19 protein-coding genes are annotated in these 18,065 nt (G+C 47.5%); 3 read left to right on the top strand and 16 right to left on the bottom strand.

The genetic code is table 11. The features are described 5' to 3' along the window. Positions 1-18 precede the first annotated feature (18 nt). The 13 genes from ODZ53_RS27870 to ODZ53_RS27810 form a co-directional block, all read right to left on the bottom strand. Positions 19-693 carry a Tad domain-containing protein gene (locus ODZ53_RS27870; RefSeq protein ID WP_372681538.1) on the bottom strand — a complete coding sequence of 225 codons (675 nt, stop codon included), beginning with the start codon at positions 691-693 and terminating at the stop codon, positions 19-21. Continuing rightward, positions 694-1,140, bottom strand: a complete 447-nt coding sequence (locus ODZ53_RS27865) for a TadE/TadG family type IV pilus assembly protein (protein ID WP_372681536.1) — start codon at positions 1,138-1,140, stop codon at positions 694-696. After that, the gene (locus tag ODZ53_RS27860; RefSeq protein WP_372681534.1) at positions 1,130-1,852 is read right to left on the bottom strand and encodes a YciC family protein; all 723 of its coding nucleotides are present in this window, start codon (positions 1,850-1,852) and stop codon (positions 1,130-1,132) included. Before ODZ53_RS27860 ends, ODZ53_RS27865 begins: the two co-directional genes overlap by 11 nt. 23 nt (positions 1,853-1,875) lie before the next feature. Beyond that, positions 1,876-2,730, bottom strand: coding sequence for a hypothetical protein (locus ODZ53_RS27855; RefSeq protein ID WP_372681532.1), 855 nt, complete (start codon positions 2,728-2,730; stop codon positions 1,876-1,878). Positions 2,731-2,745: 15 nt separating this feature from the next. Next, positions 2,746-3,852, bottom strand: a complete 1,107-nt coding sequence (locus tag ODZ53_RS27850) for a hypothetical protein (protein WP_372681530.1) — start codon at positions 3,850-3,852, stop codon at positions 2,746-2,748. Between the two features lie 30 nt (positions 3,853-3,882). Further along, positions 3,883-5,316 carry a vWA domain-containing protein gene (locus ODZ53_RS27845; protein WP_372681528.1) on the bottom strand — a complete coding sequence of 478 codons (1,434 nt, stop codon included), beginning with the start codon at positions 5,314-5,316 and terminating at the stop codon, positions 3,883-3,885. A 110-nt stretch (positions 5,317-5,426) separates the two neighbouring features. Then, positions 5,427-5,639 (bottom strand): hypothetical protein, encoded by a 213-nt coding sequence (locus ODZ53_RS27840; RefSeq protein WP_016740291.1) that lies wholly within the window; start codon positions 5,637-5,639, stop codon positions 5,427-5,429. Positions 5,640-5,748: 109 nt separating this feature from the next. Beyond that, positions 5,749-6,684, bottom strand: a complete 936-nt coding sequence (locus tag ODZ53_RS27835; protein WP_016740290.1) for a type II secretion system F family protein — start codon at positions 6,682-6,684, stop codon at positions 5,749-5,751. A 4-nt stretch (positions 6,685-6,688) separates the two neighbouring features. Then, positions 6,689-7,615, bottom strand: a complete 927-nt coding sequence (locus tag ODZ53_RS27830; protein ID WP_199928823.1) for a type II secretion system F family protein — start codon at positions 7,613-7,615, stop codon at positions 6,689-6,691. Further along, on the bottom strand, positions 7,593-8,981 hold the full coding sequence (locus ODZ53_RS27825; RefSeq protein WP_372681526.1) for a TadA family conjugal transfer-associated ATPase: 1,389 nt from the start codon (positions 8,979-8,981) through the stop codon (positions 7,593-7,595). Before ODZ53_RS27825 ends, ODZ53_RS27830 begins: the two co-directional genes overlap by 23 nt. A 13-nt stretch (positions 8,982-8,994) precedes the next feature. Then, positions 8,995-10,152 carry a CpaE/TadZ family protein gene (locus ODZ53_RS27820; protein ID WP_289676016.1) on the bottom strand — a complete coding sequence of 386 codons (1,158 nt, stop codon included), beginning with the start codon at positions 10,150-10,152 and terminating at the stop codon, positions 8,995-8,997. 3 nt (positions 10,153-10,155) lie between these two features. Continuing rightward, positions 10,156-10,995 carry a CpaB family protein gene (locus ODZ53_RS27815; RefSeq protein WP_289676015.1) on the bottom strand — a complete coding sequence of 280 codons (840 nt, stop codon included), beginning with the start codon at positions 10,993-10,995 and terminating at the stop codon, positions 10,156-10,158. 97 nt (positions 10,996-11,092) lie between these two features. Continuing rightward, positions 11,093-11,548, bottom strand: a complete 456-nt coding sequence (locus ODZ53_RS27810) for a prepilin peptidase (protein WP_142498421.1) — start codon at positions 11,546-11,548, stop codon at positions 11,093-11,095. A 222-nt stretch (positions 11,549-11,770) separates the two neighbouring features. Between ODZ53_RS27810 and ODZ53_RS27805 the strand changes: the two genes are divergently transcribed. From ODZ53_RS27805 to ODZ53_RS27795, 3 genes are all read left to right on the top strand, one after another. Then, complete coding sequence (locus ODZ53_RS27805; RefSeq protein WP_372681523.1) at positions 11,771-12,091, top strand: thioredoxin family protein; 321 nt, start codon at positions 11,771-11,773, stop codon at positions 12,089-12,091. A gap of 155 nt (positions 12,092-12,246) precedes the next feature. Next, positions 12,247-13,398 carry a response regulator gene (locus ODZ53_RS27800; RefSeq protein WP_199928828.1) on the top strand — a complete coding sequence of 384 codons (1,152 nt, stop codon included), beginning with the start codon at positions 12,247-12,249 and terminating at the stop codon, positions 13,396-13,398. A 32-nt stretch (positions 13,399-13,430) separates the two neighbouring features. Beyond that, a complete protein-coding gene (locus ODZ53_RS27795; RefSeq protein ID WP_372681521.1) occupies positions 13,431-14,825 on the top strand; it encodes a DUF4832 domain-containing protein in 1,395 nt (464 codons plus the stop codon). 72 nt (positions 14,826-14,897) lie between these two features. On the opposite strand, the gene ODZ53_RS27790 is transcribed toward ODZ53_RS27795, so the two are convergent. Genes ODZ53_RS27790 through ODZ53_RS27780 form a run of 3 tightly spaced genes read right to left on the bottom strand, consistent with a single transcriptional unit; the run spans position 14,898 to position 18,062 of the window. Further along, positions 14,898-15,584 carry a DUF4956 domain-containing protein gene (locus tag ODZ53_RS27790; RefSeq protein ID WP_064201829.1) on the bottom strand — a complete coding sequence of 229 codons (687 nt, stop codon included), beginning with the start codon at positions 15,582-15,584 and terminating at the stop codon, positions 14,898-14,900. Between the two features lie 22 nt (positions 15,585-15,606). Continuing rightward, on the bottom strand, positions 15,607-16,341 hold the full coding sequence (locus ODZ53_RS27785) for a polyphosphate polymerase domain-containing protein (RefSeq protein ID WP_372681519.1): 735 nt from the start codon (positions 16,339-16,341) through the stop codon (positions 15,607-15,609). Continuing rightward, positions 16,338-18,062, bottom strand: coding sequence for a CotH kinase family protein (locus ODZ53_RS27780; RefSeq protein WP_372681517.1), 1,725 nt, complete (start codon positions 18,060-18,062; stop codon positions 16,338-16,340). The genes ODZ53_RS27785 and ODZ53_RS27780 overlap by 4 nt, the downstream gene beginning before the upstream one ends. Between the last annotated feature and the right edge of the window lie 3 nt (positions 18,063-18,065).

Raw genomic sequence — 18,065 nt, 5'->3', positions numbered from 1 at the left:
CATATCCTCCCACCATCGTCATCCAAAAATCGGAATCTCGAGGTAAAACCAATCATTCACTTCATCAATAAAACCGATCCGTCTGCTTTCACCCGTCTGGTAGACTTGCTCGGAATAGGGAGGAATGAAGTCAAACCCCATCGATTCCGAGTTATACTCAACGGAAGTTCTCACTTCAATCCGATTGTCACTGTTGAACAATTTGACAGACGAACCGCTTAGCGTTGCCTTGTTATCCGATAGCACTTTGCGCACTACGCCCGGAATTTGGCTGGCCGCGTTTTTCAACCCTAGACTTACATATATTTGCAACTCAACACTGCCCGGCAATTCGTTGCTCAATACCGAGTCAATCCCGCCAAATTCAATTTCACTTTGAGACCAATCGGGGTGCGATGCTCTCATCTTGCTCTTGGCAGCTTCTAGTTTGAGGCTGAGATAATTTTGGTCATAATACCGATTGGGTGACGCATCATATATTTTAATAGCCGTATCCATCTCATCATAAATATCCTTCACCGCCGCAATGCTCGCCTGCTGCGCACTGTTCGATGCCTGCTCCTTGTCTACAAAAACGGTCGAAAAGTTGAAAAGCGCAACAAACACCAGCATGAACATAAACCAGTAAATCGTCAGGGTGAAGATCGTCATATTTCCACGCTCATTTTGCAAGTGACGCAGTATACGTACCATCTAGTTCATCACCCTGCTCTTCATTTCTCGATCAAAAGAGATATATCGGTCTTCCTTTTTGATATAAAGCCAGTCAGGAAGAAACCCCAGCTCCATCTGCACGCCGACCTTGGCGGTAAAATATCCGCTGCCATCCCATGTGATACCGCCTCCATTGTAGGAGATGTAGCCTCCAGCAGCATCCACCACGTTCTTCGCAGCTTTCATAGCTTCACCCGAGTTCCCCGTTATGGCGTACACCTTCGCCGCCTCATTTGCCGCCGACTGAGAGATAATTACGCCGTAGACGCCCACAAGAAACTGCCAGCAAATCAGCATGATCAGAAAGACGAACGGCAGTATGGCAATAAACTCTATGGTGACCGAGCCCTTTTCATTGGAAATGATCTTCTTCAGGCGCATTCTTCGCTCATCTCCTCTCGAACTTATTTGCAAGCTACCTTTCATCGAGCAGCAATCCCCCTGCCAAAGCCGCTTCAGCTCTTGTCGCCTCGTCCTTCCATTTATTGACGTACATCATGAACATGACCGCAAAAAACGGAAGAACAATCACATTGAGCAACAACTCAATAAACATAACCGCCCCGAATGTCGCCGTAATCGACGTGACGAGGAGCAAGCCCGCCATACTGATTAGCCATTCCACCACACTCACCAGTAGCAACAGGCCAAAGATTTGGAAGAAATGCTTTTTGCCCATTTCCATGGCAGCTCGCCAAGAGCGCCAAGCCGATTGTTTTTTCAGCACCACAAAAAACGGTGTCAAATAGAACAAGACCAACAGAATCAACCCAGGTATCATGAACAGCATCATTCCTGTTGAGACAAGAAAGCTAAACACGATCCCAAATACGAATACGGAAAAGCTGTGTTCAAAAAAAGTCCGAAATGCTTTACGAATCGGACGCTCATCGCCGTCCAGATCACTTTGAACATACTGGGCAAAAGGAATCTGGAGGATCAGCAAAAACAGAAGCAGTAAAAACAGATTGAAAAAGCTTGCGACGAATTTGGCGCCCGTGATCGCCGCAATCAAATTCAGGTAGTTCAGCGTAAAATTGTGGATGATAAAAAATGGAACCACGAGCACGGCGGACAAGAGCAGCAAAGATTCGATGTTCCGTGCATAAAAACGAATACTTTCTTTGAAGGGATGCATATGGGTTTCTCTCACCTTTCCTGTTATGGGTTTCGCAGTTTATCCATCAGCCCGTTTTCCAAGATGGTCATATTAAGCTTCTCGTGGGCCTCCCGCAACTGTTCAACCGAATGGAAAGACTCATGTTTCCCTGTCGTATGCGTCTCAAAGCCTTTCACGGATTCATCGGCAATATTTCGCAGCGTTTTGTCTTTGTAAACGGAGAGCAAGTCGCTCAGCTTTTTTCGTTTCTGCTCCTGTACCCGATCCAGTTCTACTCGATTGGACTGGAAAAGCTGGTAAAGCCGATCCACCGAGTCTTTGATCAGCACCTGCTTGCGAATGCGATCATACAAAATGTAGTCGGATTCAAACAAAATATCCCGCAATGCCGTTTCTTCTCCCGCGATGACGTAGTTGCGCGCGAAAAATTGATTGAGCAGATCCATCCCTCGAGTATAAATGGCACGCAGCTGGTCCCGGCTTTCCACCATGGTTTTGCAAACGTCGATCAGCTTCTCTGCATCTTGCCGAAGCACCGTGTCCATCTTATCCTGGTAGCTAGGCAAAAGCGCCCTCAGATACTCGTATTTTTGCTCATACATCTCGATCGGCTTCTCTTTATCCATGGCCAGATTGTTCTTAATCTTGCGTCCCGCATGTGCATGCACCAAAAACAGCTTTACGATAGGCTCTGCTTCATGGCGGCGAACTACTTCACCATCCGGTCGCAGCACCAGGTACCCGACAGCGTCTTTTTTCCCCCATTTCCAGTACGCTACATGGTAGTAATATTGTCCGTTTACGTAGGCTGGATAGTTATACAACTCTGTCCTCTCTAAAAAACGCTTATTCCGCTCGATTTGAGCCTGAACCTGTGGTGTATTCACGACTTTCATAAGCAAGGACCTCCGTTACGCAAATAAGGATTTCACCCAGCCAACAGCTTTTCCGACCCCATCCCGGATTCCACGGGTAATCGCTCCTCCAGCTAGCTTGTCAGCGTACTTCACGAGTTTGCTCAATCCCCACAAAACCGCACCGGTGACAACAAGCACTCCACCTACCGCCTGCCCACCTGGTATGACGGAAGCAATGACACCTGCATCCATCAGCACACTGCCGAAATTACCGACGCCATCCACAAATTTCTCATTTTGCGTGGCTTCATTCTGGCTCGGATCAAACGCCATGCCAAAGGTGCCGACCGTATCCATGATGTCAAACGGAAGGCTGATCGCTGCTACACCCACATTTAAACCTTTCACGATTCCCGGCATTCTGACGCCGGACGGATTTGCCGAATTCGTCAGCTGACCACCTTGGAAAATATCGCGAAAACTGTTATTCGGCAATTGTGCCAACACAAATTGATAGTTGCCCCACGCGCTCATCCCGTCGAGTGAATCGACACCCAAACCAGTTACCGTGTTTACATACGGCGTATTCTTGAAGGCAAGATCAAGGCCTTTTATCGCCAGATCTCCCAAGAACATGCCTTTGCCACGAAGTCCCGCTGCCATGTCTACTTCGCCATTCATAAGCAAATCAGCACTATATGCCAGCGTTCCGCCCATGACGTCCTTGAACGTCCATTTGACTGCACCGTATTCCAGCGTCTCCGTCATCGGTTTCGAACCGTCAGAGTTTGCGCTGGGTGGCTGCATTTCTATATTCGTTGTCGGGGCGTTTGCGTTTGGCGCTTGCAGGTCCGGTTGATTGACGTTTGGAGCCTGAAGATTTGGCTGCTGCCAGTTCGGCGCCTGCATGTTCGGTGCCTGCAGATTCGGCTGCTCCCAGTTTGGTGCCTGCACATTCGGCTGTTCCCAGTTTGGCGCCTGTATGTTCCGCTGTTCCCAGTTTGGCGCCTGCATGTTCGGTTGCTGCCAATTTGGCGCATTGTAATTCGGCGCTTGCAGGTTAACAGATGATGCCAGAGCCGCCAGCGGAAGCAGATTCATCAAAAGAATCAGAAAAGCAAAGGTAGCCGCTGCAATTGGGCCTCTAATCCATTTCCTCACTTCACAAACCTCCTTTTGGAGATTTCGACTTTAGTTCGTTTTCGTATTCTGAGCAAACTTCTTGTTTATCGCATTCACGGTTTCCTTATAGGACTTATCGTTCAAGGAATCCAGAAAGTCCTCCAATTCGTCCGCCTTTTTCTTGGCTATATCCTTCTGTTCGTCCTTCATGGTTCGGAGACGATTGGCAAGTTCATCCGGAATCATGTCATCCGCACCCATAGTCGTAATGGCAGAATTCATATTGTAGCTTTCATCACCAGCAATGATTCTCCAGTCTGCTGCAAACGAACTGATGTCTGTCTTACGTGATATGCGTGTGTCAAAAGCCTGATAGGACGCATCTGCTTTCCACTTTTTCCATTTGTCTGCAATCTCTTTCCCACGATTGAATTCTTCCTGTAATTCTTTTTGATCCTGAATCAGTACGTAGCGTCCTCCTGCTGCCTTGGCCACTTCTTTTAGCTGTTGCTGCCCTGGGCCGTCCACGCCAAAACCAATTACGTTAATAATCGGAGTAATGGCTGATTGGGAAAGTTGTTTTGCTGCTTCGGCGGGGTCTCCGCCGCATGTTTCGATTCCGTCGCTAACCAGGTAAATCATATTGGTGTTTTTGTCCCCAGAAAATTTGCTCAAATCCTTCATGGCTTCCTGCAAGGAGTAGGCAATCGGGGTATATCCCGCAGGCTGAAACTGATTCAAGGAACTCTCTAGTTTTTCTTTGTTGTAAGACTGCATTCCGTATACCAACTCACTGCTGCCGCAGGAGAGCGCTTTATCCGACTCTTTCCCGCTGCCCTTATGTCCGTATACGCGCAGAGCCACATTGGCCTGTGGCGGCAATGATTCAGCAAAGGCTTTGATGGCATCTTTGGCAGCCTCCATCCTCGTCTTGCCGTTCGCCATTGCACCCATGCTGCCACTTGCGTCAAGAATAATCTCGACATTGTAGTTTTCCTTGTACTGGTAGCGAGGATCTTCGATTTCCGGACTTCCGAAATAATCCATCTTCATATCATCAACAATTTGTTGCGGATCGGGATAGCTCTCCGCGAACAAACCTAAGAGGGCAAGGTAATACAGATTCGTGATTTCTTCGTCTGGATTTTCAATATAAGGGAATTTCTTCAGTTCCGTTTCTATCTCTTCCTTGTTGTCGTCATACGACTTCCCCGCAAAAAGCCCAGGAGGAGTGTTCAAAAAATCCTCTGTTGTTTCCCGTTTTAGTAGGGGGCCAGCCTTTACCATTGCCTCCAGCGCTTTTATTTTTTCTTCTCTGCTCAACTCGGTGTTCGTTTCACCAGTCTTGTCTGGAGGCTGTTGTGTTTCTGTGCCTGATGGAACAGAGGGTGGCTGCCCATCCGTGGTCTGTGGAGTTTCCGGTTGATTTCCTGCCTCTTGAGAACACGCCGTTAGCAGGCTAAAAAGGAGGATGGCCGCAATAATTCCCTTCACAAATCTCATCGACTGCTACCTCCTGTTTCCTACAGATTTACTATGTATGTGTGGCGGTGAAGGAAAGCCCTTCACCGCCAACTTTTCCAACGTTTGTAATCAAACAGCATTCACTCAGATTACTTTCCATCCAAGTCTCCGATGATATTGCCAAGCGTTTCACCAATTGATTTTCCCACACCATCAGGATTACCTTTGAAGTAAGTGATTACTGCTCCAAATACGGCGATCACCACACCTGCGAGCGCGATCCATTCAATCGCTTGAGCACCTTTCTGATTTTGCAGAGCCCCTTGGACTTTTACATACAGTTTTTGCATCATGGTTTTCATAAAAAATCTTCTCCCCTCATAGTTAAAATGAATGTGATAAGACATATTGTTTACATTACTCATCCCATCTTTGTGACGGGCATCACCTCCCATAAAGTCAAAACATACATTATGGCATGATGCCAGAGAACAAATCGAGGTTCTCTAAAATATTCAATACCATCAAACCGCCAATCAGAATAATCGCTGTAGGAGTCACGACAAACGTGGTGATCAAGGTTACTTTTGGCGACGCCTTTGCTGCCTTTTCCTTGATCAGCTCTTTACGGATTCTTCGCATGTTTTCGGCCTGTGCCTTGAACGTGACGGCAATCGGTACTCCTAGGCGCATCCCCTGAATGAGCGCTTTGATCAGCATTTGAAACTCCGGATTATCGTTGCGTCGAAGCAGTTGTTCATACGCTTTTTCCCTCTGTACACCCAGATCCAGCTCTTGATTGAAACGGGAAAACTCTTCCCGAATCGGTCCGTCAAAAAACTTGATGACTTCGCGCAATGCCTGATCGAGACTTACCCCCGCTTGCAGGGTGACGCTTACGGTGTCGAGAAATTCCGGCAGGTCATAACGAAGCTGATTTTGACGATCCCGGGCTTTGTTCTTCAGCAAAAGGATGGGCAGAAAGTATCCAATCAACGGCCATGCGATCAGGCCCAGATGCGACAAGGGAAAGCCAAGAATGAAAAACAGCACGCCGGCAATGATGCCGAGCAAAGCCATGAATATCTTGACTCCTTGAAATTGGGCAACTGTCAAATCTAGCGGGCGTCCAGCCTTCAGGAGCCAGTCCTCAACCTCATGTGACTCACTAAAAAAGTTGATGCGCTGACCCATGACCGCATAGTCGTCTCCATACCTAAGCAGGCGTTTGACCAGACGTTCGGATGAGGTTTCCTTCTTGCGCACTCCGTAGTTTTTGTGTCCGGTCACCTCATGGACATGTGTGAGCAGTTTTTGCTTCTCGATGGAGTAGCGATACCACTCCTTCAGACAGATGGCGAACAGCAAGAGAAACAAGAACACGCATGTAATTATGAGAGCATCCATGTTTTCACACCTTTATGTTGGTCACTTTCTTTACGAGGATATAGGACAAAAGAGTTCCGATTACGAACAACCCCAGAAGAAAAAGACCAAATCCGGAAAACAACGGATCAATAAAGCCTTCGTTCATCATGTTCATCATCAGTACCAGGGCAATAGGCATAATCGGCACCAAGATGGAGACGTATCGCTGCTCGGCGGTCATCGTCTTAATCTCCTGATTCACAATGCGGCGATCCTCCAATGTCTCTGCCATTTCCTGCAGCACTTGGCTCAAATTCCCCCCTGCGCGCCGTTGAATCAACAGCGTAGCAGTAAAGATACGGAAATCCCGTGTCGGTATCCGTTTTTCCATGTCAGAGAGCGCGCGGTCAAAGCTAACGCCAAGCTGCAGCTCGCGCGCCATACGGCTGAACTCTTCGCCAGCAGGGTAATTCATCTCTTTCGCAACAAGCGTGATCCCCTGCGAGAGCGTAAGGCCTGCCCGCAATGAGTTTGCCAAAAGGCGGCACACCTCGGACAACTGTTCATTCAAGCGCTCCTGGTACTTATTTCGTCTGACGAAGAACAACACGTTCTGTATGAGATACATCACCGCTGCACCAATAATGAGGTTGTAAGGAAAGGGAATATTCACCACGTTACTGAGTAAGAAAGCGAGTCCCATAGTCCCTACGATCAAAATTCCGTAAAATTCCGAGGGCGCAAGCGGGAAGTTCGCTTTGATCAGCTTTTTTTGGATTTCCTTGGCATAGGGCGTTTGGTCAAATTTATCTCCCCAAACGATGACGACGCTTTTTCGTTTTCCCTTTACCTCGAACCATTCTTCCGCTTTCTTTTTCCATTCGGTCTTCTTGGCCCGATAACCGAGATACTCGTACATGCCCCAGATGCCAAACAACACCGCGAGACTAAATAGAATAGGCATGGTCACGCTGCTTCCCTCCTTCCGCCCTGAACATGGATTCGTCCAGATTGATTCCAAAAACTTGGAGCCTCTCCAAGCACCGTGGAATTACCCCCGTTGCCGTAAAGTAGCCAAGCACTTCCCCTTTTGCGCCGATTCCCTTTCGCTGGAAACGAAAAATCTCGTTGACCTCTACTCGTTTGTCTTCCGTTTTCGCTACTTCCGAAATCGAAACGATTTTACGTGTTCCGTCTGTCAGGCGGGTGACTTGGACGATGATATCCAGCGCACTGACGATATATTCGCGGACAATCGAGGAGGGCAAATCCATCCCAGCCATAACGACCATCCCTTCCAAACGGTTAAAGGCATCCTGTGGTGAGTTGGCGTGAACAGTTGTAAGTGATCCTTCATGCCCGGTATTCATGGCCTGCAGCATGTCGAATGCCTCTGGACCCCGTACCTCCCCGACGATGATTCGGTCTGGCCTCATCCGAAGGGAGTTTCGCACGAGCTGACGAATGGTAACTTCCCCTGTTCCCTCCATATTGGGCGGGCGTGCCTCCATCCCAATACAGTTGGGGTGAGTCAGCTTCAACTCGGCCGAATCCTCAATAGTTATGACACGTTCGTAGTGCGGAATCGCTTTTGCTGTCGCATTCAGTAGCGTTGTCTTACCACTACCGGTCCCGCCGGAGATCAGCACGTTCATTTTGGCTTCCACCACGGCTTGAATGAACTGAGACATCGCTTCACTGAAAGAACCAAATTGCATCAGATCATCCATCAAGAAAGGCTCTTTGCGAAATTTACGGATCGAAACGAGTGTGCCATTGAGACTGATCGGAGGGATGACGGCATTCACACGGCTTCCATCCTTCAGACGGGCGTCGACCATCGGCGAGCTTTCATCGATTCGACGGCCAAGTGGTGCCACAATCCGGTCCACGATATGCCGCAAGTGTTCCTCGTCACGAAATTTTAAATCGGTTAATTCCAGCCTTCCCCGTTTCTCGACGTATACCAGGTTATGTCCGTTAATCGAAATCTCCGTGATTTCTGGATCGGCAAGCAGCGGTTCAAGTGGGCCAAGCCCCACCGATTCATTGATCAAACGAGTAAGCAGAATGTCCTTTTCATTTCGTGGAATGACTACTTTCTCTTCCGACATGTATTGGGAGACGAGACGCTCGATTGCGAGACGCATCTCATCTGAACCTAGACTAGTCAACCTCTCCAGGTTGGTTTCACGTAAGAGTCGGGTCTTGTAATGCTCAGCCAGCTCGTCAATATACGGATTGAAGGAAGGAGCTGCTAGTGTGGCAGCGAGTGTCGTCTGCTTTGCCTCATCCCCTGGCGCTGTCTGCTCTTGCTTGCGTCGGAATAAAGCCATCTAACTCCCACCTTTATGACAGTTTCTTGAGTACCCATTTTCTGATGTCTTTCGCAGCCGGAGAGAGCTTCTTCTCATTCGGTTCTTTTTGCAATGGTCGGCCTTGATTAACGGCAGCTTGAACTCCTTGATGATCTCTGCTGATTTCAGCAGTAATCGGAGCGTTGAATAATCCTTTCAAATCCGATACGTTCAGTTCGTTATCCCGTCCCACCTGGTTGACGATCACTTCGAGCCTGCCTGCCGTATCAATCCGAAGCCGTTTGAACAGGTCTTCCACGAGTCGGTAAATTTGTACGGACGGCGTATCCAGATTCATCACGTAGTAAATCATGTCCGACTCTGACAAAGCGGCAAAGGTTAGCTCGTTCATATGCGTTGGCAGGTCGAGAATGACAAAGTCATAACTGCGGCGGCTGGCACGGATCAGCCTGGTGACGAAGGCTTCGGACATATTCTCGGCTGTCTCGGCATCCCGCGGGCTGACCAGCACCTCCAGCTTGGAATAGTTCTCCCTCTGCGCCACGTTGCGAATATGAAATTCGTTGATTTCATCCATAACCGGCATCAGATCGCCCAATGTACGGTTGTTTTCAAACGACAAGAAGGTTTCTACACCGCCGTATTGGAGATTGAGGTCGATGAGCAGCACACTTGCCGTAGATTCCAGCTTCAATGCTTGCGCAAAGCCTGTTGCCAGCTGCGTTCGCCCGCTTCCCCCTTTTCCGCTGTAAAAGGAGTACACCTTCCCCCGTCCTCTCACAAAAGCCTTGCCGGATACATCCGCGCCCTTTTTTCTCTGTTTGATTAGGGATAGATCGGATATTTTGTCGAGACGATCAGACAAAAGGTTGAGCTCATCAGGCATGACAATGTATTCAACCGCACCCGCACGGACGACATCTCGCAGCAAGACAAAATCCTGTCTTTCCGTCAGATAAATGACAATGCCCTCCGGCAGCTCCCCTTGTATATACTGCACCAGCTCTACTCCTGCTCCGTCTTCCGGCTGCACGAGCAAAACGACATCGGGTCCAATACGGTCAATTTCTTTTTTCACTTCGCTGGAAGTCGTGTATCGTACTTGCTCGTAAACGGACAGAATTTCCCTCAGCATGTCTTTTACAGAGTCGTAATCCGCAACGACGAGAATTTTCATATCTTTGTTCATGACTTATCCTCCGGTTTTCGGTGGTTGATTAGTTGGCTGCGGTGGTACCGAAGTTGGTTTGCTTTGTGGCTGAACTGGAGCCGTTGGTGGTGTCTGGACGGCGGGCTGTCCGGCAGGCTGTGCCGCAGGTGGCGTTACTGCTGGTGTCCCAGGTTTGGCGTCAGCTGGTTTGCCAGGCGGTTTCGTCTGTTCCGGGGTAGGCTCCACAAACGGATCAGGAATGCCTAAATCTCCTTTGCCCACATTCGCTTTCAAAATGCGAACCATCTGGGCGTAATGCTGCTGGTGAATGAATTTCGGTGCTTCCTCAAACGGCAGTTCCAAAGCCACGCCCTTGAAGCTGTTCTCCGATTTTGCTACCATGGCGACCGGTACATCTTTCATGAACACTTCCGTTACGGGCTTTCCACTCACCTCATGCGAGATAATGATGTCTACCCGGTCTAGCGCTTCCAACTCTTGGTCGAAGACGATATTATTCGATGAAAATACCGTCACGAGCCTGTTGTTCTCGTCCCGAACAACATTTGCTGGCTTCATGATGTTTTTCGTAATGATATCCCCCTTCGACAAAGGGACAATCGTGACTTGATTTTTCAAACTGGCTTTATCGATCACATACGAATCATCCGCGTACTTTTTGGGGATTTCCCTTACCGTCAATTGGTCGGGTTGAATCAGTGCCCGAGATGGAATGTCTGCATTCGCCTCGTAAATTTCCACCATCTCGCCAAGCTGCGCGTTCAAATCCTTGATTTTTTGCAAAAACAGAAAGCCCGCCAGAGCAGCAAGTAGGAACGATAATACAAGGAAGATGATTGCTCTACGTTTTGATTCCAACATCTTAAGATTCCCTCTCTTTTTTGAAAAATCCATTCAAGTGTCATGTTTTGTCGTTTTATTACCAAGATTCCGAATCAACAACCTTATGAGAAAAAGACTAGTAATACGTAACCATGACCAGCATTAGACTGGTTCCTCCAGCGATAAATGGCGCCAGTGGTATCTCTCGATTAAGCTTCATTCTGCCCGTCATCTTGGATATGACCCATATGGGAAGTACACTGACTCCCGCGAGCAAATACGTAAGCATGAGTACGACCAATCCCGCTTGCCATCCAACCGCCGCTCCCACCAAAGCCAGCAGCTTGATATCGCCTCCGCCCATCTGCCCTTTACTGATCACCGCCATGAGCAGTGAGATTCCGCCCAGCACGATAGCGCCCATCGCATAGGTTAGCCATTTCTCCGGATGAAGGTACGCATGCACGAGGAGAAAATAAACGATTCCCGGAAGCGTCAGCCAGTCGTAAATGAGACGACTGCGCAGGTCGGTATACATAGCGACTACCATTACGAAAAGAATGGGAATGATGACATACATGGATAACAACATATGTCCTCCCTTCCTGCTATTTAGGAAAAATTCACCATTACAGACGGAGGATTTTAGAAGATTGTTGCAAAAATACCCAATTTTTTTGGGACTTTTACTGGAAATCGCTTTCATTCTGTTTTTTCCTGAGATTGGGCGGGACGTTTTTCCTTTTCAATCTGTCGAATCGTAGGGTAAGCTGATGATAATGTGTGAGGACAACGAAACAAGAGGTGGAGAACTGTGCAGGAATATGTAGAACTGACTGAACTGCTTACAGACATCGAGGGCCATCCCCTCAGCCTGCTGTTCATTAAAACGGCAAACTGCGGTGTTTGCGATGTCACCTACGAAAGAACGGTAGAACTGCTGAAACAATACCCACAAGTGAAAAGTATGGTTGCATCCATGGAAAAAATGCCTAATCTTTCCGGTGAGTTTCTCGTATTTACAGCTCCGGCGATCCTTCTGTTCATGGACGGAAAAGAAGTGTTCCGACAAGCCCGGTTTGTCTCGTTTGATAAGTTGGAGAATGTTCTGAAGTTGACAGTGGATGCGATCTAGGCGAAGAATACCCTAAATCGCTAAAAAATTCACATTTCCCTCCACCGTAAAGATTTGGATAACCCCTCTTTTGATGATAGAGTAGAAAGTATGAACAAATCAGATTCGTAAGACAATCTGTTGCATTTTATCGTTTTTTGAAGGAGAGACAGTGGATGAGAGCCTTATTGGTAGACGACGAGCAACTACCCTTGATGCATCTGCAACGATTGCTAGAAAAAGATGTTGGCGGCGTTAAGGTAGTCGGAGCCTACACCAATCCTCTCGAAGCGATCGACCAAGCAATATCTCTTCAACCAGATGTCGTATTTTTAGATATTAATATGCCGCGCATCAGTGGACTGGAGATCGGAGAACGTCTGCAAGGAATCGATAACTCCCCGGAGATCGTATTTGTCACAGGGTACGATAAGTACGCCGTTGATGCTTTTGAGCTATGCGCACTGGATTACATCATGAAGCCCGTACAGCTTCAACGCTTGCAAAAGACAATGGACCGTCTTCGTGAGAGAATCAAGTCCGCGAAAGAAGCCGCGCCCGTTAAAGAAGAGTCAGTCGTCTCCATCCAATGCTTCAATAGTATTTTGTTTCATCAGCCCAATCAGGAGCCGCAAGAGATCAAGTGGCGCACGAATAAAGCCCGCGAGCTGTTTGCGTATTTGTTGCATCACCGCAACAAGATGATCGACAAAGATTCGCTTATCGAGCTTTTGTGGCCGGACTATGATGGAAGCAAAGGCGTAACCCAGCTATATACGACGATTTACCTCATCCGGCAAACCTTGAAACGCTATGGTCTCCAAACGATATCGATCAACAAAGGCAATTTAGAAGGCGGCTATAAGCTGACGATTGATTCGGCTACGATCGATGTAGAGGAATGGGAGAATCGTCTCAAACAAATCCCTCCCCTCTCTCTTGCCAATATGCAGGAGTATGAGCAATTGCTCGCAGCGTATACAGGTGATTATTTCGGAGACTACGACTATTTGTGGGCAGAGTACGAGCGGGAAAGACTCCGCAGAATGTGGCTTTCGCTCGCCAAAACAATGAGCAGCTTTTATTTGGGACACGGCAGAGTACGAGAGGCGATCAACGTCAACCAACGCATTCAGAATTTGCACCCGCTTGAAGAAGACAGCTACATGATCTTGATGCAGCTGTATGCTTCCTTAGACGATCATGCGGCTGTCGAAGAACAGTATCAACTCTTGACCTCTCGGTGGGAGAATGAACTCGGCTCAGCAGCAAACGAACATATCACCAAATGGTATCACATATGGAAACAAGAGACAGAACAAAAGTAATGCTACTCTCTCACTAAATCTAGGGGGCACTCATGAAGCTCAGAAGTGTTCTATACAGCGTACTTCTCGCTGCTTTTTGCATTCTACCTTCCTCTGCCGCCGCCTCCAGTTATGGAACGGCGACCTATTCACCAAAACAAACCCAAGATGTGCTCCGAAACCCGTATATGGGACTAGCTCCCGACTCACGGACGAGTAATCTTGAGCAAGAACACACGCTCGTCTATGCCAATCTTACCTGGAGGATGCTCGAGCCTACTAAAGGGGATTTTGCATTTGATGAGGTCGAAGATGTGATCCGGTTTGATGAATGGACAGAAAAAGATGTCAAGTTCATCCTCCGTATCGTAATGGATATTCCTCACACCAAATCGGACATGGAGATACCGGATTGGTTATACAACGAGATCGGCGGGGACAATGACAACTTTGAAGACGGCGAGTGGTATCGAAACGACTATGGCAAAGGCTATAGTCCCAACTACAGCAACCCATTGATCATCAAATACCACAAACAGTTGATTGACGCATTGGGAGAGCGTTACAAGGACGATCCCCGCATTGCTTTCATTCAACTGGGAAGCGTCGGTCACTGGGGAGAATGGCACACTGATACGTCTATTCCTTTCCCTGCGACAGAAGTCACGGATCAGTACGTCCAACCGTATCTGGATAACTTCCCTGATTCCATGCTACTGATGCGAAGACCACATCCAGTCGCTAAAGAGTACAAGCTGGGCCTGTTTAACGACATGTTCGGCAACAAAGAGGATACCGACAGCTACCTGTCCTGGATACAGAAGGGCTATGTATCCTGGCTGACCAAAGAGACAATGCCTGCCATGCCTGACTTTTGGAAGTATGCACCAAGCGGTGGAGAGTTCTCCCCATCCGACTCGTTAAACAGCTACTTTGATCGCTCCTCCATTAACCAGGTAATCTCACAAGCCAAAGCTTCGCATATTAGCTGGCTTGGCCCCAATACACCTGCACAAATCGAAAAAGATAGCGAACAACAACAATACCTGAACCGCTTTTTAAACACGATTGGCTACCGCTTCTCCATCATGAAAGAGACACATGCCAAAGCAGTCCAGTCCGGAGAAAGCCTCGCTATAACGATGGATTGGCAAAACCGCGGTGTCGCTCCTTTTTATTTCCCGTGGATTCTCGAGCTGTCACTCACGGATGAAAATGGCGAGATCGTAACCAAGACCAAAACGGACGAAGACATCCGCAAATGGCTTCCTGGCACGAAAACAGTCAAGGAAAGCTTGAAAATCCCAGATGATTTACCAGAAGGAACATACACCCTCTGTGTGGCTATTCTCGATCCGCATACGGAAGAACCGGGCATTCAATTTGCCATGGAAGGAAAAAGAGCGGACGGAAGATACACACTAGGCAAGGTTCAAGTACGAGACTGATCATCAAAGAAAAAATCCCTTCCTGACAACCTGTAAAGGAGCTGTCAGAAAGGGTTTTTTTTGTAGAATCATTTATGGTGCATAATCGCCATCGTAGCTAACCAATGATACGTTTTTCACACCTTCTACCTCTGAAATATCTTGAACAAATGCCGTATTATCTCCTTTGATTTTTACTTCTACAATCAATTCCACCATCTCTTTGTTGACTGTCTTTGATTTCAGCGTGTACTTTAACTTGTTCAACTGATATTTGACTCCGTCATTGGCTTGATCCTGATAGGTAATAATGAGCAGATAAGCAACATCTCTCATTTGCCGCTTGGATAATACGACAATGACACCTGCCACTACCAGAGATCCTAGAACGGAAACCGGGTACACACCTGCTCCCGTCGCAATACCGACCGAGATCGACCAAAACATGAAGACAATATCCAACGGGTCTTTGATGGCGGTACGGAACCGCACAATACTCAACGCGCCGACCATCCCGAGAGAGAGCACGATATTCGTGCTAATCGTCATGATAATCAGGCAAGTAAGCATGGCCATGGCCACCAGCGTGATGTTAAAGGTGTGCGTATAGACGACGCCGCGAAACGTTTTCTTGTAAATATAGTAGATGAACAACCCAAGCACTCCCGATAACACAAGACCTATGACAGTATCGATGATCGAGATGCTGGCGAACTGATCCATTTTTAAGACGCTTTTTTTGATGATATCTTGAAAAGTAATCGTATTGGTCGTGTCCATAATTTCTCGACTTCTCCTCACACTAAAGATTATAGTACTTTTTGGTTTCCTCTCTGCAAATGACATATTTGGAGATAGCCGACCGCTGATTACTCAGGTTTTGTAGCAAAAGTCTCATATTGAATGGCAGGAATTGATCGTACTTCACTTCCATGATCATCATGGGCTGATGAATCGCTCTGACCATCATGATGTGTTCGTCAAAAATATCAAGCGAATTGACGTTTGCCTTCAAGTACTTATCAAACGTAATTCGGACGTTCCCTTCTCTCACCAAATACGCCTCTCGAACATAATCCGTGATGACGCGAGGCCGAAACAGATGATTCTTGCACGATAAATAAAAATCTCGCAGCACAGCACTTTCCGTCTCACGTAAAAACTCAACATCGCCTGCCAAAATCTGTTCATACTCATCCCGCGTAATCGACGCTGATTCTTTGCAAATGTATCCGCCAAACTTGCTCTTTCGCTCCATCTTGATGACCGAATCACTTTTATTGTAAATGCGGATGCGATACTTTTTTCTTTGAAAAACCCCGTAGTTTTTTTCATAGAGAGCCGTATCATGATAGTCATCAAAATACAGGCTGCGAATATGATACCCTTCCTCACTTACAGAATGAGGGTCAGGAGTTGCGATCAGACGCAATTTCTGCCGGAACGGCTCGTAATGACTCAGCCGAAGATAATACTTCAACTCATGCCGCAATCGCTTGTTGCCGAGCTGGATGCCCGTGCTCTGGATTCCTTTCATTTCAACACGAACTCCTTCACCCCATGATAAATCGCATCCTCCGGCTCTACTCTGTCAAATGCCGTCTGTACGTTCCCTTTGCTGTCCCGTACAATCACCCTCCAGAAAAAGCGACCTTTTCCCGGATCGTTTATCGTGTATTGGACTCCTGTCAGCCCCTTTGCCTGCGCGTGTATCTTCGTAAATGCAGGATCGTAGCTGACAGCAAAATCATAGGTCAGATCGTCTCCTTGCAGGTCATAGGAATGGTCCCAAGCAAAAATGAGTTTATCTCCTTCTTTTCTTGGCTCTCCCATAAAAAAGGGCATCGGATTCTCTTGGCGTTCATAGTACCTCTTTTTGTTACGCTCTGGTTCACCGGAGAGAAGTGCTTGCTCCTTGTGAAAATAGGAAACATCCAACGGCAAATTATATAAATCAGGTAGTTGCAGCACGTATTTACTCACAATCGGATAATAGCTCTGCAAGTATTTTTCCGTCTGCTCTTTCGTAATGATCTTGCTGACTTCCTCAACCTTTTCGTTTAGCGCCTTGATGTTTTCCGAGTCTTTGAAGATGCGGCGATGCAGGTTCGACACCCAGTATTCGGAGAGGCCAAACTGCCATGGACCGAGTCCTTTTTCTGGACTGCGCTTGAGCTCTTCTTCGAAAAATCCCCATGTTGAGTCATAGTCCCACGGGAGGAAATACCATTTGTTCGAGTTACTTGGGCTGTATAAATAAAAATTGTGAACAGCCGTGTCGTGATTCCCCATCAACAGGTTGGATGCCATCCATGTATAGTAGTTATCCCGATCAAAATGCTTGTCCAAAAAGTCCTGCGTATTCATTGCAGGATTATGGAGATCCTCCAGCATGGCAATGAGCTTTTCATGGTTCTCGCTGCCTTTGATCTCCAAAATTTTCTCAAATGCTTTCTTGTCGTAGGTAGGATCGATCGCCAGCTTGATCTGATCCTCGTAGCGATGGAACTCGAAATCAATTGCCTTGTACAAGTTTCCGTTCCGATCCAATCCGTGCGCCTGCAAAAATGTTTTGTTTGGCTGTTCAATTTGAGTGAACAAACCGTAATCAACAAAGTCCCGATCCGGATTTTTCTTGGTCAAATCCTTGATTTTTACTTGAACGAACTGCGTCCGCAAGCTGGTCATATTCGGCATCTGCTCGAAATAATCAAAGCTAAGCTTTTGTCGAACACGCGTCATATCAGACTTGTGCTTGCTTAAGTTGATGTTGCGCTGATCCCGCCAGTATCCGGCACTTTCGAACAAACGGATTTTGTACGATTTTTGTTCCGCTCTCCTGCTCGATTCCCCCCGCAGCTCAATCGTTCCATTCGCTCTCGTCTCGCCAAAACCAAAGTGACCCTGAGTTGGCCCCTCCGCCGTCCCTTCCTGCATAATGACTTTGGCCTGGAGATCTTCTCCCTTTTCATTCCGTCCACTAGGAGCTAGATTGAGTTCCGTAAAGGTAGTCGTCTTCAGTTTTGAATTTTCTTCGTTGACTACCGTCACATATAAATGGACGATGCTCCCATCCACATCCTGATCGTATACGCTTCTATTCTCAATCAACCCCTCGTTCAGCTGCTGAGTTGGCGCCACCTGACTCGTTGCTGACGGGTTGTCTGACACTGGCTGTTCAGGCACATCCTGTGTACAACCAGTCAATACAACTCCGAATGCTACGAGCAGGCTCAGTATGAATCGTTTTTTCTTCAACCT

Origin of the sequence: Brevibacillus sp. BD137 (genome assembly GCF_041644655.1) — a bacterium.
Classification (GTDB): domain Bacteria; phylum Bacillota; class Bacilli; order Brevibacillales; family Brevibacillaceae; genus Brevibacillus; species Brevibacillus brevis_D.
This window is presented reverse-complemented; position numbering and strand designations above follow the sequence as displayed.